The organism is Sediminicoccus sp. KRV36 (assembly GCF_023243115.1).
Classification (GTDB): domain Bacteria; phylum Pseudomonadota; class Alphaproteobacteria; order Acetobacterales; family Acetobacteraceae; genus Roseococcus.
Map to the genome: position 1 here is coordinate 1,068,299 of NZ_CP085081.1, position 14,701 is coordinate 1,082,999.

Consider the following 14,701-nt stretch of genomic DNA (forward strand, 5'->3'; position numbering starts at 1 on the left):
CATGACGTCGCATGTCGTTGTTGTTGGCGCCGGCCTCGGCGGCCTCGCCGCTGCCTGCACCGCCGCCGCGCGTGGCCACAAGGTCACGCTGCTGGACAAGAACCCCTGGCTCGGTGGCAAGGCCGCGCAGCTGTTCCTCGATGCGCCGGACGGGTCGGGCAAATTCCGTTTCGACATGGGCCCCACCATCCTCACCGTGCCGCGCGTGCTGCGCCGCATCTTCGCCGAGGCGGGGCGCGACCAGGCGAAGGAATTGCCGCTGATCCGGCTGGACCCGCAATGGCGCTGCTTCTTCGAGGATGGCAGCCGCATCGACCTGATGGCCGATGTGGACGTGATGGCGAAGCTGATGGATGAATTCGCCCCCGGCCGTGGCCTGGGCGACGGCTACCGCAAGTTCCAGCGCGTGGCCAAGCACCTGCATGGTGTGTCGGAGAAGTTCTTCTTCTGGAAGTCGGTGGAGGGCATCACCGACACGCTGGACATGAAGGCCAACCTCAATCCGAACACGCTGAAGGATGTGCTGAGCCTGCGCATGGGCCAGACCGTGGCCAAGGTGATCCGCGGCCATGTGCCGGATGAGCGGCTGGCGCAGATGCTGGACCATTTCTGCCAATATGTCGGCAGCAACCCCTATCTCGCCCCCGCCGTCCTCGCCTCGATCGGCGACATGCAGGCGAGCGAGGGCGTCTGGTATCCCGTCGGCGGCACGCGTGCCGTGGCCGAGGGGCTGGCCAAGCTCGCCGGGGATCTCGGCGCCGATCTGCGCCCCTCCTGCGACGTGACCGGCTTTGACATCGAGAATGGCGCCATCAAGGCCGTGAAGCTCGCCACCGGCGAGCGCATCGCCTGCGATGCCGTGATCTCCAACATGGACGCCATCCGCACCTACAAGGAGCTGGTCGGCGGCAGCACCGGCGAGGCCTATGCGAAGAAGGGCTTCGAGCCCGCCTGCAGCGGCGTCGTGCTCTATATGGGCCTGAAGAAGCGCTACGAGCATCTGGCGCATCATTGCTTCGTCTTCTCGCGCGATGCGGGCGAGGAGTTCGACGCCATCTACAAGAAGGGCCAGCCGGCCCCCGACCCCACCGTCTATCTCGCCGCCACCGCCGGCACCGATCCCGAGAGCGCGCCCCCGGGTGGCGAGGCCCTTTATGCGCTGGTGCACACGCCGCATCTGCGCCCGCACCATGACTGGGACCAGCTGTTCCCCGGCTATCGCCAGACCATCCTCGACAAGCTGAAGCGCACCGCCGGCCTCGACGACATCGAGGAGAATATCGTGGTGGAGCAGCGGCTGACGCCGGTGGATATCCACAACCGCTACCGCGTGCTGGATGGCGCCATCTATGGCCTCGCGTCGCACGGTTCCTGGCTGGGCGCCTTCAAGCCGGGCAACCGCTCGCGCCAGGTGAAGGGGCTCTATCTGGCCGGCGGCGCCGCCCATCCGGGGCCTGGCATGCCCATGGTGATGATGTCGGGCTGGATCGCGGCGGACAGCCTGGACCAGGATCTGGGCGGCAAGGGGATGAGTGCGGCCGCGGAACTCGCCGGTCGGCGCGAGTCCGAACTCGTCGGCGCCTGATTTCCCATGGCGGCGGATGAGGTGGTCTCGCCCGTCGCCTTGCGCTCCGAGCGCATGATGGCCTTCTTCAACCTGGCCTTCACGCGCACCTTTTCCGCCAGCTTCTCGGCCTTGCGGGTGGCCCATTGGGGGGAGCCGCAATGCCCCCCCGGGCGGCCTGCCATCATCCTCGCCAACCATCCGGGCTGGTGGGATGGCGTGCTGTTCATGCTGCTGATGCGCCGCTTCTTCCTGGAGCGGCCGGGCTTCACGCCGATGGACGCGGCAGCGCTGGAAAAATACGCCTTCATGAAACGCCTCGGCGTGTTCGGCGTCGAGCAGAATTCGCCGCGTGGGGCCGTGCGCTTCCTGCGCACCGCGGGCGACGTGCTGCGCAACCCCGACCACATGCTCTGGATGAACGCGCCCGGCCGCTTCGCCGACCCCAGGGAGCGGCCGGTGCCGCTGGCGCCTGGTGTCACGCGCCTCGCTGAAATCGCGCCCGATGCCGTGATCCTGCCACTCGCCGTCGAGTATCTGCACTGGACGGAAAAGCGTGGCGAGACGCTGATCGCCTTCGGGCCGCCGATGGAGGCCCGCGAGCTGGCGCTGCTGGACCGCGAGGCGCGGACCGAGCGAATCCGGGCGGCGATGACCGAAACGATGGACCGCCTGGCGCTGGACGCCATCAGTCGTGAACCGGAACGATTCCGGATTGTGGTGGATGGCAAGCAGGGAATGGGGGGTCTCTATGGCGCATGGCAGTATTTTCGGGCCATGATCCGTGGTGAGGACCACACGCCGCAGCATGATCCCCGCAGCAGACGAGGAGTTTGATGGAATACGCCCATTTCGCGCTGGCCTTGGCGCTGATGCCCGTGCTGTTCGGGATCATCAATCTGCGGCGCATGGCGCGGCTGGGCGGGCAGCCGCTTGCGCCGACCCGCGTCTCGATCCTGATTCCGGCGCGCAATGAGGCCGCCAATATCGGCGCCTGCCTGGATGCGGCGCTGGCCTCGACCGGCTGCGAGGTCGAGGTGGTGGTGATGGATGATGGCAGCAGCGATGCCACGGCCGAGATCGTGCGCGCCCATGCGGCGCGGGATGGGCGGGTGCGGCTGGTGCAGGCGCCCTCCCTGCCGCCCGGCTGGACCGGCAAGGTGCATGCCTGCGCCCGCCTGGCCGAGGCCGCGACGGGCACGCATTTCCTGTTCATTGACGCTGATGTGCGCTTGGCACCGCATGCCGCCGCCGCCATGGCCGCGCATGCCGAAGTCCAGAGCATCGCGATGGTGAGCGGCGTGCCGCGCCAGATCATCAAGGGCCTGGGCGAGGGGTTGACCGTGCCCTTCATCAACTTCCTGCTGATCTGCTACCTGCCCTTCGGTGGGCGTTCCAACCAGCGCAAGCCCAGCCTTGCCGCCGCCTGTGGGCAGCTCATCCTCGTCGAGCGCCGCGCCTATGAGGCGATCGGCGGGCATGGCGCCATCAAGGGCGTGCTGCATGACGGCATCGCCCTGGCGCGGCGCTTCCGCGAAAAGGGCCATGACACCGAGATCGTGGACGGCACGCCGCTGGCCACCTGCCGCATGTATGAGGGTTTCGCCCATGCCTGGGGCGGCTTCATCAAGAATGCGCGCGAGGGGATGGCCACCCCCATCGGCCTGCCGATCTGGACCGTGCTGCTGGCCGGCGGGCATCTCTGGCCCTGGGCGCTGCTGCCGGCTGGCGAGGCGATGCTGACCATCTTCCTCATGTTCGCGCTGCGCGCCGCCGTCACCTGGCGCACGGGTGAGCCCTGGTGGACCGTGCCGCTGCATCCGCTCACGGTGCTGGTGGCGCTGGCCATCCAATGGACGGCGCTGGTGCGCTCCATGCTGGGCTATCCGGCCGGGTGGAAAGGCCGCGCCTATGCGCCGGCCAAGGCGTGACGCGCGGCATGCCGCGTGCTCCCGCCGCCGCGGCGCGGTTGGCTCGCGCGGCGCCGGGCGCACCGGATCGCCTGATCCGTCCAACCGCGGCCGGTTGAACGGATGATGCCCTATCGCGTCACCGGCGGCGGCGGGGCCGGCGGATAGACCATGCAATAGGTGACGGAAAGCTCCACCGTGCTGCCCGCCAGATTGGCCGGCACGACGGGGCCTGCGGGCTGGATCGCCCCGGTGCCCCGGGGCAGATTGTCGCTCCCGCGATAGGCCAGCACCTGCCCACCCTGCCGGATGTTCAATTCGAGCGTAGCGGTGATGCTGCCCGCCACCGGATTGTTGAGCCGCACCTCCACGCGCTGCGCGCCCGGGAAGGCACTGATGGAAACAATGCCCGGCTGGCAGCCATTGCCCGGGCGCTGGGTGACGCTGACCGATGAGAGGGGCCAGCTGTGCATGCTCTGCGCTGCGGCCGGCGCCGCCAGGGGGAGGGCGAGGGCCAGGGGGGCGGCGAGGGGGAGGCAGAAGGCAAGAATGGCGGGCAACGCGCTGGGTCGCGATGTCATGGCGGGATCTCCTTGGACCGCTTGAGATTGGCGGAAGCCGGGCCGGCCCTGCAAGACAATGGTCCCTTTCGGAACCATCGGCGCCGCCAATCATCAATCGGCGCATCGCATGGGCTGGAAAGCGGCCGCGACACCCGCCACAAAGGAAGCATGACAAAGGTGCAGGCGCCCGGCGCGCCCAATCGTGACCATGATACGGAGAACTTCCCCACCGCCTCGCTGATCCTGGCGAAGCCGGTGCGGGCGAAGGTCATGGCCTTCTACCGCTTCGTCCGCATGGCCGATGACATTGCCGACAGCGAAAGCCTCTCATCGGCCGAAAAGCTGGCCCGGCTGGATGCGATGGAAGCCGCGCTGGATGATCCGCGCACCAGCCTGGAGGAGGGGGCGCGCATGCAGGCGCTGGGCGTGGGCACCGACGAAGCCCGCCTCATGCTCTCCGCCTTCCGGCAGGATTCGCAGCAGGCGCGCTATGCCGATTGGCCCGCGCTGGAGGATTACTGCCGCCGCAGCGCCGATCCGGTGGGGCGCATGCTGCTGCGTCTGCACGGCACCGAGGGCGAGGCGGCGCTGCGCGCGGCCGATGGCCTCTGCACCGCGCTGCAGATCCTGAACCACATCCAGGACCTGGTGCCGGACCGCGAAAAGCTGGACCGCGTCTATCTGCCGCAATCCTGGCTGGCGCTGGCCGGCGGCGAGGCCGCCTTCTTCGAGCCGGGCAACCCGCATCGCCGCGATATCCTCGATGCCGCGCTGGACCGCGTGGAGGAGTTGCTGGACCGTGCGGCCGCGCTGCCGCGCCTGTGCACCGCGCGCCGCCTGGCCATCCAGTCCGCCATGACCATCGGCCTTGCGCGGCGGCTGCTGGCGAAGCTCCGCGCGGCCGATCCGGTGCTGGGGCGCGTGGCACTCGGCAAGCCCGATTTCGCGCGGGAATTGCTGGCGGCCCCCTTCCTCGGCCCGACCGACCCCGTGATCGTCGCCACGCGCGTCAGCCGCGCCGGCTCCTCCTTCGCGCGCGGCATGGCGACGCTGAAGGGCGAGCGGCGGCGCGCACTCTGGGCCGTCTATGCCTTTTGCCGCGTGGTTGATGACATTGCCGATGGGGCCATGCCGGAGAGCGAGAAGCGCCGGCTGCTGGAAGCCTGGCGTGGCAAGCTGACCCTGCCCGATTGCGCCCTCTCCCGCGAGCTTCTCCTGGCGCGCGAGGCCTTCGACATCCCGCTGGCGGAATGCGAGGCGATGGTGGCCGGCATGGAGACCGATGCCGCGGACCATCTGCGCCTGCCGGATGAAGCGGCCCTGGATCTCTATTGCCGGCGCGTGGCCGGCAGCGTGGGCGCCATGTCGGTCCGCATCTTTGGCGAGCCCCGCGCCGAGGCCTGGGGCCTCGCCTTGGGCCACACCTTCCAGCTGACGAACATCCTGCGCGACGTGGATGAGGATGCGCTGCGGGACCGCGTCTATATCCCGCTCTCGGTGCTCGCCAAGGCCGGCATTCCCGATGGGCCGGCGGCTTCCATCGTGACGCACCCGGCCTTTGCCGGCATCTGCAAGGAATTGGCCGGCCGCGCCGTGGGCGGCTTCTTCCGCGCAGAGGCGGAATTGCCGCGCTACGACATCGAGGCGCTGCGGCCGGCGCGGGTGATGATGTGGGGGTATCGCCGCATCCTGGACCACATGCTGCGGCGCGGCTGGGCGGGGGCGCGGCCGCGCGCGCGGATGACGCGCGCGGAGAAGTTTCGGATGGCGGTGTTTGCGGTGACGGGGAAGTGAAGGAAAGCATGCCTCCGGCGGCTGGGGCCGCGGGCCCCAGACCCCATTCCTTCAAGGGGTCTGGGGCCAATGGCCCCAGCCGCCGGAGGCCCTTTTTTTGAATCACATTCACATCATCGGCGCCGGCCTGGCCGGCCTCGCCGCGGCCCATGCCCTGGCCACCCAGGGCCATGCCGTCACCCTCCATGAGGCGACGCCCGGTGCCGGCGGCCGTGCCCGCGCGCTGCCCGATGGCACGGATAACGGCACCCATGCGCTGATCGGCTGCAACAGGGCGGCGCTGGGCTTCCTGGATGCCATCGGCGCCCGGCAATACTGGGTGCAGCCCGAGCCCGATGGCCTGCCCGTCTATGATGTCGCCGATGGGTCGGCCCGGATGGTCGCACTCTCGCCGGCCGGTTGGTGGAATGGCGCGCGCCGCCCGGCCGGGGTGTCCTGGCGCGGGGTGGCGGCGCTGATGGCCATGGCGCTGCCGCCTTTTGGCCCCTTGGGCCAGGACCGCACCATCGCCGAGGCCATGGCCGCCCATCCCGATTTCCTGCGCGGCTTCGTGGACCCGCTGGTCATCGCGGCGCTGAACACCCCCTCGGCCGAGGCCTCGACCCATCGGCTGGGCCAGGTGCTGCGCCGGCTGGGCGCGCCGGGTGCCGCGCGGCTGTTTGTCGCGCGCCGGGGGCTGGGGCCGGATCTGGTGGAACCGGCCTTGGCCGTGCTGGCCGCGGCTGGTGGCAGCTATCGCCCGGGCAGCCGGCTGCGCGCCATCCAGGTGAAGGATGGCCGCGCCACGGCGCTGACCTTCCAGGAGAATGACCTGCTGCTGGGCGAGGCGGATCGCGTGGTGCTGGCCCTGCCGCCCTGGGAAGCGCAGCGGATGCTGCCCGGGCTGCCCGCGCCCGAGGCCTTCGCCCCCATCGTGAACCTGCATTTCGCGCATCGGCCGGCGGGGCCGGTGCGCTTCCTGGGGCTGCTCGGCGCGCTGTGCCAATGGGTGCTGGTGCGGCCCGAAGGGGTCGCCGTCACCGTCAGCGCCGGCGATGCCGAGGCCGAGCAGGATGTGGCGGAACTCGCCCCCCGCGCCTGGTCGGAAATCCTGCGCGCCGTCCGCGCCTTCCATCTGCCGGGCGATTGGCCGGAGGCGGCGCCCCCCTGCCGGGTCATCAAGGAACGCCGCGCCACGCCACGCCAGCGCCCCGGCCCGATCCCCACGCCGCCGCGCCGCCCGCTGGCGAATCTCGTGCTGGCCGGGGATTGGACCTGGCCGCATCTGCCCGCCACCATCGAGGCCGCGATCTGCTCCGGCCAGGCCGCCGCCCAGGAGATTGCGGCCCAGGAGATTCAGGCATGACCAGCCAGACCGCGCTGATGGCCCTGCGCGCCGCCGAGGCCGAGGATGGCGCGCCTGATCTGGGCCAGCGCCGCGCCCTGCTGGCCGAATTGCGGCGCGTGGTGCTGAAACATGCCCAGGCGGTGGCCGATGCCGCCCAGGCCGATTACGGCGCGCGCAGCGCCGAGGACACCTTCCTCGCGGATGTGCTGCTGGTGGCCGATGCCTGCAACCACGCCCGCCGCCATCTGCGCCGTTGGGCGAGGCCCCGCCGGGCGGCGGTGCCCTTTCCCTTCTTCCCGGCGCGCGCCTGGACCGAATGCGTGCCCAAGGGCGTCGTCGGCATCATGGCGCCGTGGAACTACCCGCTGCAGCTGGCGCTGATGCCCGCGATCGACGCCATCGCCGCCGGCAACCGCGTGGTGATCAAGCCTTCCGAGGCGGCACCCCGCGTGGCGGCCCTGATCGAGACGATCCTGGCCGAGGCCTGGGGGCCGCGCATCGCCCGCGTGGTGCAGGGGGGTGCCGAGGTGGCGCGCGATTTCGCCGGCCAGCCCTGGGATCACCTGGTCTTCACCGGCGGCACCGAGACGGGCCGCCGCGTCATGGCCGCCGCCGCCGCGCATCTGACGCCGCTGACGCTGGAGCTGGGCGGGAAATGCCCGGCGCTGGTGCTGCCGGGTGCCGACCTCACGCGGGCCGCGCGGGATATCCTGGTCGCCAAGGCCGTCAATGCCGGGCAGACCTGCATCGCGCCCGATACGGTGCTGCTGATCGGCCACAGCGCCGCCGATTTCGCCCGCGCCGCGCGCGCCAGTGGCGTAAACCAGACGGGCACCGCCGTCATCAACGCCCGGCAGCAGGCGCGGCTCGATGCGCTGAGCGAGGGCTCCACCATCGCCTGGATGGAGCCGGGGCCGCATTCCATCGGCCTCGCCTTGGCGCGCGGCGGATTGGCGGAGGAGGAGATCTTCGGCCCCATCCTCGCCATGGAGGAATGCGCGACGCTGGAGGACGCGCTGGCCTGGATCCGCGAAAGGCCGCATCCGCTGGCGATCTACCTGTTCGGCGCCACCTCCCTGGAGGAGGCGCTGGTGGCCCAGGGCAGCAAATCCGGCGCGCTGGTGACCGGGCGTGCGGTGGAATACGCGGCCATTCCGGGCCTGGGTTTCGGCGGCGTCGGTGCCTCGGGCTTCGGACGGCGCAATGGCGAGGCGGGATTTCGGGAGTTCAGCAACCCACGGGCGCGGATGCGCAACGGGCGCTGGGCGCTGGCGCGTTTGTTCGATCGGCCGCAATCTGCCTTTGCGAAGAAGCTCATCCGGCAATTGGTGGGCCTCAAGTAAGTCCGTGGGGCGCTGCCCCGCACCCGCCGGGGAGGCCCATCCGGGCGGCATGGAACCCCGGCCCCCTGGAGTGAGAGAATGGCCAAGCCAGAGCGAATCATCCTTGTCACCGGGGCCGCCACGGGCATTGGCGCGGCCTGCTGCCGGCGCATGGCGGGGCCCGGCACCGCCTTCATCGTGCATACGCGCAAGAATGCCGCGGGCGCGGAACACACCGCCCAGGCGATCCGCGCCAAGGGCGGGCTGGCGGAAATCATCCTCGGCGACATTGCCGAAGCCGGGACGCCCGCCGCCCTGGTGGAGGCTGCTGTGGCGCGGTTTGGCGGGCTCGATGTCGTCGTCGCCAATGCGGGTTTCGCCGACAAGACGCCGCTGCTGCAGACCGATGACGCCCAGTTGGCCCGGACCTTCGATACGGTGCTCTGGGCCTTCATTCGCCTGGCGCGCGCGGCCATGCCGGTGCTGGCCCAAGGGCGGGATGCGCGGATGATCGCGATCTCCTCCTTCGTCGCGCATACCTTTCGCCATGATGTGACGATCTTCCCGGCCACATCGGCCGCGAAGGCGGGGGTGGAGGCGCTGGTGCGCGGGCTCGCCATGGAATTCGCGAAGCAGGGCGTCACGGTGAATGCCATCGCCCCCGGCTTCACCCAGAAGGATCCCGGCGCGCATGCGGCCTATACGGCCGCGCAATGGGAGATGGTGGCGCGCAGCGTGCCGCTCGGCCGGCTGGGCACGCCGGATGATGTGGCGGCGGCGGTGAATTTCATCGCCTCACCGGAGGCCGGCTACGTCACCGGCCAAGTCTGGCACGTGAATGGGGGCCTAGTTTAGCGGGCGGCCGTGATGCGCGCGTGATGGGACCGAGGGGCCAGCCCCTCGGGCTCCCCGGCAGGAAACGCGTTTCCTGCACCTTCATCCGGGGATTTGTGCCGTCGAGGGTCCAGGAAGCTGGTTTCTTGGTGCGCGAGAGCGAGAGGGCAAAGCCCTCTTGCATCCTGCCCTTTTCAGCCGCTTTCCTGGCAGCGCAAGCCGCAACCCGCAGGAGCGCCGCAAGGCTTGCGCCGCCTGCCCAAGCGTCGCGTCGGCCAATACGCGCGAACCCGCGTGCCGGCGCTATTTCTCGTGGTTCTTGGCGGCGAATTCCTCGACAAGCTCGGCGATCCGCTTCGGATCGCTCTGCTCCATCACCCGCCGCGCGAAGCGCGCGCAATCGTCAATATCCAGGTTGCGCACCGCCTGCTTCACCCGCGGGATGGAGCCCGCATTCATGGACAAGCTGCGCAGGCCGAGGCCCAGCAGCAACGGCACCAGCTTCGGATTCCCCGCCATCTCGCCGCAGACACTGACCGGCATGCGCAGGCGGAGTGCCGCCTCGGTCGCGAACTGCATCAGGCGCAGCACGGCCGGGTGCAGCGGGTCATAGAGATGCGCCACGTCAATCTCGGCGCGGTCCACGGCCAGCGTGTACATCGTCAGGTCATTGGTGCCGATGGCGAAGAAATCCGCCTCCAGCGCGATGGCATCGGCGGCGAGTGCCGCCCCCGGCGTTTCGATCATGGCGCCGAGCGGGGGCAGCTTCTCGGGCAGCGGCTCACCCCGGCGGCGCAGGCGGCGGGCGACGCGCTCATAGATTTCGCGCGCCTGCGCCACCTCGGAGGGCACCGTCACCATGGGCAACAGGATGCGGACCTGGCCCAGATGCGCCACGCGCAGGATGGCGGCGAACTGCTCCTCCAGCAGATGGGGGCGCTTGAGCAGCAGGCGCAACCCGCGCAGGCCCAGCGCCGGATTGGGCCCGGTGGCGACGGGCACGCCCTCGGCCAGGGCCTCCATATCCTTCTCGCCGCCCCAATCCAGCACGCGGATGGTGACGGGGTCCTGGCCCATCGCCTCGATGACGGCGCGATAGGCCTCCACCTGGGCATCCTCGTCCGGCAGGTCCTCGCGGTTCATGAAGAGGAATTCGGTGCGCAGCAGGCCGATTCCCTGCGCGCCGGCCTGGGCGATCAGCGGCAATTCGGCCGGGATTTCCAGATTGGCCTGTAGCTCCACCACCTGGCCATCGGTCGTCTCGGCCGGCAGGCGGCGCAGCTTGCCCAGGCGCGCGCGCTCCCTGGCCTGGGCGGCCAGGCCCTCCTTGGCGCGGGCGAGGGTGGTCGCATCGGGGTGCAGCGCGATCAGCCCCGCCCCGCCATCCAGCATCGCCATGTCGCCGCGCTGGGCAGCGGCGGTCAGCCCATGGCAGCCCAGGATCGCGGGGATGCCGAGGGCGCGCAGCATGATGGCGGTATGGCCATCGGCGCCGCCCTCCTCGGTGGCGACGGCGGCGATCTTGCCGGGCTCCAGCAGCGCGGCATCGGCCGGGGTGAGTTCATCGGCCACCAGGATGGCGCCGGCGGGCACGCCCTTGAGGCTGCGAAACGGCGTGGCCGTCAGGTTGCGGCACAGGCGGCGGGCGATCTCCCGCACTTCGCCGGCGCGGCGGTTCAGCCCGGCCTTGTCATCGCCCTTGGCGGCGAGGATGGCCTGGGCGATGGCCTCGGCCTCATCCTGCACGGCGGTCTCGGCCGAGAGCAGCTCCTCGCCGATGCGCTTGCGCGCCCCGCGCAGCAGCCGCGAATTGCCGAGCATGAGGATATAGGCATCGAGCAGCGGCTCCAGCTCCTCCTGCGCTTCCTCGGGCAGGACGGAAAGGCGGGTCTTGAGCTTGGAGACCTGCTTGCGCGAAAGGGCGGCCGCGTCATGCAGCTTGAGGCGTTCGGTCTCCACCGCCTCGGCCGTGATGTCGCGGCGCGGCGCCTCGGCGGGCGCTTCGGTCGTGTCGTAGATGGTGCCGATGACGATGCCGGGCGAGACGGCGATGCCGGCCAGGCGCTGTTCCGCCGGCTTGCCGTTGCGGCGGCCGGGTCTGGCTTCGGCCTTTGGGGCGGCGTCAGTCTTCATGGAAGCCGGCTTCGATCAGCCCGGCCACCGCGTCCAGCGCCTCACGCGCGTCCCAACCTTCGGCGTCCAGCATCACTTCGCTGCCCTGGCCGGCGCCCAGCATCATCAGCCCCATGATCGAGCAGGCGGGCACGCTCTGCCCGGCGCGGCTGACATTGAGGCAGGCGGAATAGCGTTCAGCGACGGCCACCAGCTTGGCGGCGGCGCGGGCATGCAGCCCGCGGCTGTTGATGATCTTGATGGTGCGCCGCAACACCATGCCGCCGCCGCCCTCGCAGCTGCAATCGGCCGGGGCGGGCGGGGTTTCCGCCGCCGAGGCCAGATGCGGCGTGCCGGCTTCTTCCGTGGGCCACTCGTTCATTCGGCGTTTCCGTTCCCGTTCCTGCCCTGATCCGGCGCATGCGTTTCCGCGGCGTCCAGCCCGAGCTTCTCCGTGATCTGGGGCGCCGCATGGCCATTTGCCAGATCACTCGCGGCGGTGATGTATTTCCGGCCCGCCTTGGCGGCGTGGTCCACCGCCTCGGCCAGGGGCTCGCTGCCACGAATCTTGGCGAGCTTGACCAGCAATGGAAGGTTCACCCCGGCGATCACCTCGATCGTCTTGTGGTCCGCCAGCGAGAAGGCGAGGTTGGAGGGCGTGCCGCCGGCGATGTCGGTCAGCACCACCACGCCATCGCCCTGGTCCACATCGGCGATGCGGGCGCGGATATCGGCGCGGCGGCCTTCCATGTCGTCCTCGGGCCCGATGCAGACGGTGGCGACGGCCGCCTGGGGCCCCACCACATGCTCCATCGCATGGCGCAATTCGAGCGCGAGCCGCCCATGGGTGACGAGCACAAGACCAATCATGTTTCAGAATTCACGGAAAGTGGCATGGGGGGAGCGGGGGGCGCCGATACAGGGGTCGAGGTTGCAGATAGCACCATATCGGGCGTCTGACCCAGTTCCCGATGCGCGACATCCACACGCCAGCCCTGCTGGCGGAGATGGGCTGCCATTTTTTCGGCCACGAAGACGGAACGATGGCGCCCACCCGTGCAACCCATGGCGATGGTGAGGTATTTCTTGCCCTCGGCCACGTAACGCGGCAGCAGCGGCTCGATGAATCCGATCAGCCGGGTCCAGAAGCCGGGAAATTCCGGATCGGCCGCGACATATTCGGCCACGGCCGCGTCCCGCCCGGTCATCGGCCGCAGCAGCGCGTCATAATGCGGGTTGGCGAGGAAGCGCAGGTCGAAGACGAGGTCCGCCTCGCGCGGCAGGCCCCGGGGGAAGCCGAAGGATTTCAGGTTGATGTTCAGCCCGGGCGCGCCCTCGGGCCGGAAGCGCGCCTCGATGACGCGGCGCAGCTCGGGCAGGGGCAGGGTAGAGGTGTCGAGGATGAGGTCCGCCGCCTCGCGCAGGGGGGCGAGCAGCGCCGCCTCGCGCGCGATGCCATCCTGGACGCGCGCGCCGAGCGGCCCGCCGGGCGCCAGCGGGTGGCGGCGCCGCGTCTCGGTGAAGCGGCGCAGCAGCACCTCCTCCTCGGCGGTGGCATAGACCAGGCTGGGGAAGATTTCCGGGCGCTGGCGCAGCCCTGCGATGGCGGCGATGGCCTTGGCCGGATCAAATCCGCGAGTGCGCGTATCAATGCCGGCGGCGATCGGGCCGCTGCCCTCCTGCACCAACGCGTCCAGGATGGCGAGCGGCGGGTTGTCCACCGTCTCGAAGCCCAGATCTTCCAGCACCCGCAGGATGGAGGCCTTGCCGGCCCCCGAAAGCCCGGTGACCAGGACGAAGGGGCGCGGCTCCTCGCTCATGCGGTGAAGGCGCCGGCGGTGAGGCTGGCGCGGCCGGCCAGCGCATCGAGCGCGCGGCGCAGCAGATCCGGCGCGGAGGGGGCCGCGCCATGCAGGCGGAGCGCGGGCAGGCCGATGCCCAGGGCGGACCAGGTTTCCGGTTCGGGCAGGCGGGGGATCTCGGCCGGCGGAACCAGGCGGGCCACCAGGCGCAGCGTCGCCGCGCGCCAGGCGAGCCCGGCGAGCAGGCCAAGGCCGAACACCTCCAGCCGCCCGGCGAGGGCCGCCGGCGGGGATGCGCGCAACAGGCCCTGATCCGCCTCCAGCATCACCTGATCATCCGCCACCAAGACCCAGCCGCGCCCCAGCAGGCGCAGCAGCAGGTCCGACTTGCCGCCACCCGGGGGAGCGAGAAAGAGAATCGCCTCGCCCTCCAGGGCCGCGCAGCTACCATGCAAGAGCATTCGGGCCGCCCCGAAGGTTACAGCGCGGCAGTTTATGGCAGGATTGGGGCTTGCGCGGAAGGGCATCGTCACGGCACCAGGGCGCATGACGCTCGCTCCCTCGGACATCCAGGCCGCCGCCGACCGCATTGCCGGCGATATCCGGCGGACCCCGCTGCTCGCGCTGCCCGGCTGGGGCGTGCTGAAGCTGGAGATGTTGCAGCTGGCCGGCAGCTTCAAGCCGCGCGGCGCCTTCAACCGGATGCGCGCGGCCGGCGTGGGAGGGATGGGCGTCATCGCCGCATCGGGCGGCAATCACGGGATTGCGGTGGCGGCGGCGGCGCAGAGCTTGGGCGTCACGGCGGAAATCTTCGTCCCCGAGATCGCCGCCGAGGCCAAGCGCGCGCGCATCCGCGCGTACGGCGCCCGGCTGGTGGTGGGGGGCGCCACCTATGACGAGGCGCGGCTGGCGAGCGAGGCGCGGGCGGCCGAGACCGGCGCGCTGATGGTGCATGCCTATGACCAGGCCGAGGTGCTGGCCGGCCAGGGCACGGTGGCGCTGGAATGGCAGGAACAGGCACCGGAGCTGACGCATCTGCTCATTGCGGTGGGGGGCGGCGGGCTGCTGGGCGGCATCGCCGCCTGGCATGCACGCGGCGGCGTGACGCTGATCGCCGTGGAACCCGAGGGCTGCCCCGGCCTGCATGCGGCGCTGGCGGCCGGGCGGCCGGTGCCCGCCCCGGTGGGCGGGCTGGCGGCTGATAGCCTGGGCGCGCGGCAGGTGGGCGGGCTGATGTTCCCCATCGTGGCCGGGCTGCATGCGGCGGGGCGGCTGGAGTCGGTCCTGGTGACGGATGCGGCGATCCGCGCCGCGCAGCAAGCCCTGTGGGAGACGGCGCGGCTGGTGGCGGAGCCGGGCGGGGCCGCGGCGCTGGCCGCCCTGCTGAGCGGCGCCTGGACGCCGCCGGCGGAGGCGCGGATCGGCGTGCTGGTCTGCGGCGCCAACACCGACCCGGGCCTGGTGGGCTGAGCC

Annotated in this window: 14 protein-coding genes; 8 read left to right on the forward strand and 6 right to left on the reverse strand. The window is 70.7% G+C overall.

Going from position 1 to position 14,701, the window contains the following annotated elements; all coding sequences use genetic code 11:
- The first annotated feature begins 1 nt into the window (after nucleotide 1).
- The 3 genes from crtI to LHU95_RS04725 are packed head-to-tail and all read left to right on the forward strand — an operon-like array spanning nucleotide 2 to nucleotide 3,495.
- Entirely contained in the window at nucleotides 2–1,585 is a 1,584-nt protein-coding gene (gene crtI / locus LHU95_RS04715; RefSeq protein ID WP_248710229.1) for a phytoene desaturase family protein, read from the forward strand.
- 6 nt (nucleotides 1,586–1,591) lie between these two features.
- Nucleotides 1,592–2,401, forward strand: a complete 810-nt coding sequence (locus LHU95_RS04720; protein WP_248710230.1) for a lysophospholipid acyltransferase family protein — start codon at nucleotides 1,592–1,594, stop codon at nucleotides 2,399–2,401.
- Nucleotides 2,401–3,495: a glycosyltransferase family 2 protein gene (locus LHU95_RS04725; RefSeq protein ID WP_248710231.1), complete on the forward strand. Its 1,095-nt coding sequence runs from the start codon at nucleotides 2,401–2,403 to the stop codon at nucleotides 3,493–3,495. The genes LHU95_RS04720 and LHU95_RS04725 overlap by 1 nt, the downstream gene beginning before the upstream one ends.
- Before the next feature lie 110 nt (nucleotides 3,496–3,605).
- Here the strand turns inward: LHU95_RS04725 and LHU95_RS04730 are convergent, their stop codons facing one another.
- Nucleotides 3,606–4,055 carry a hypothetical protein gene (locus tag LHU95_RS04730; RefSeq protein ID WP_248710232.1) on the reverse strand — a complete coding sequence of 150 codons (450 nt, stop codon included), beginning with the start codon at nucleotides 4,053–4,055 and terminating at the stop codon, nucleotides 3,606–3,608.
- A 150-nt stretch (nucleotides 4,056–4,205) separates the two neighbouring features.
- Between LHU95_RS04730 and LHU95_RS04735 the strand changes: the two genes are divergently transcribed.
- From LHU95_RS04735 to LHU95_RS04750, 4 genes are all read left to right on the forward strand, one after another.
- The gene (locus tag LHU95_RS04735) at nucleotides 4,206–5,831 is read left to right on the forward strand and encodes a squalene/phytoene synthase family protein (protein WP_248710233.1); all 1,626 of its coding nucleotides are present in this window, start codon (nucleotides 4,206–4,208) and stop codon (nucleotides 5,829–5,831) included.
- A gap of 97 nt (nucleotides 5,832–5,928) precedes the next feature.
- Nucleotides 5,929–7,176, forward strand: coding sequence for an FAD-dependent oxidoreductase (locus LHU95_RS04740; RefSeq protein WP_248710234.1), 1,248 nt, complete (start codon nucleotides 5,929–5,931; stop codon nucleotides 7,174–7,176).
- The gene (locus LHU95_RS04745; RefSeq protein ID WP_248710235.1) at nucleotides 7,173–8,501 is read left to right on the forward strand and encodes an aldehyde dehydrogenase family protein; all 1,329 of its coding nucleotides are present in this window, start codon (nucleotides 7,173–7,175) and stop codon (nucleotides 8,499–8,501) included. The genes LHU95_RS04740 and LHU95_RS04745 overlap by 4 nt, the downstream gene beginning before the upstream one ends.
- A 78-nt stretch (nucleotides 8,502–8,579) precedes the next feature.
- Nucleotides 8,580–9,335: an SDR family NAD(P)-dependent oxidoreductase gene (locus LHU95_RS04750; RefSeq protein WP_248710236.1), complete on the forward strand. Its 756-nt coding sequence runs from the start codon at nucleotides 8,580–8,582 to the stop codon at nucleotides 9,333–9,335.
- Nucleotides 9,336–9,617: 282 nt separating this feature from the next.
- Here LHU95_RS04750 and ptsP read toward each other — a convergent pair whose 3' ends face one another.
- The 5 genes from ptsP to LHU95_RS04775 form a co-directional block, all read right to left on the reverse strand.
- The gene (ptsP, locus tag LHU95_RS04755) at nucleotides 9,618–11,447 is read right to left on the reverse strand and encodes a phosphoenolpyruvate--protein phosphotransferase (protein ID WP_248710237.1); all 1,830 of its coding nucleotides are present in this window, start codon (nucleotides 11,445–11,447) and stop codon (nucleotides 9,618–9,620) included.
- Nucleotides 11,437–11,706 carry an HPr family phosphocarrier protein gene (locus LHU95_RS04760; RefSeq protein WP_248711500.1) on the reverse strand — a complete coding sequence of 90 codons (270 nt, stop codon included), beginning with the start codon at nucleotides 11,704–11,706 and terminating at the stop codon, nucleotides 11,437–11,439. Before LHU95_RS04760 ends, ptsP begins: the two co-directional genes overlap by 11 nt.
- Nucleotides 11,707–11,804: 98 nt before the next feature.
- A complete protein-coding gene (locus LHU95_RS04765) occupies nucleotides 11,805–12,296 on the reverse strand; it encodes a PTS sugar transporter subunit IIA (RefSeq protein WP_248710238.1) in 492 nt (163 codons plus the stop codon).
- Nucleotides 12,293–13,246 (reverse strand): RNase adapter RapZ, encoded by a 954-nt coding sequence (gene rapZ, locus LHU95_RS04770; protein ID WP_248710239.1) that lies wholly within the window; start codon nucleotides 13,244–13,246, stop codon nucleotides 12,293–12,295. Before rapZ ends, LHU95_RS04765 begins: the two co-directional genes overlap by 4 nt.
- Nucleotides 13,243–13,689: an aldolase gene (locus LHU95_RS04775; RefSeq protein WP_248710240.1), complete on the reverse strand. Its 447-nt coding sequence runs from the start codon at nucleotides 13,687–13,689 to the stop codon at nucleotides 13,243–13,245. The genes rapZ and LHU95_RS04775 overlap by 4 nt, the downstream gene beginning before the upstream one ends.
- Nucleotides 13,690–13,774: 85 nt before the next feature.
- Between LHU95_RS04775 and LHU95_RS04780 the strand changes: the two genes are divergently transcribed.
- Nucleotides 13,775–14,698, forward strand: coding sequence for a serine/threonine dehydratase (locus LHU95_RS04780; protein WP_248710241.1), 924 nt, complete (start codon nucleotides 13,775–13,777; stop codon nucleotides 14,696–14,698).
- Nucleotides 14,699–14,701: the final 3 nt, after the last annotated feature.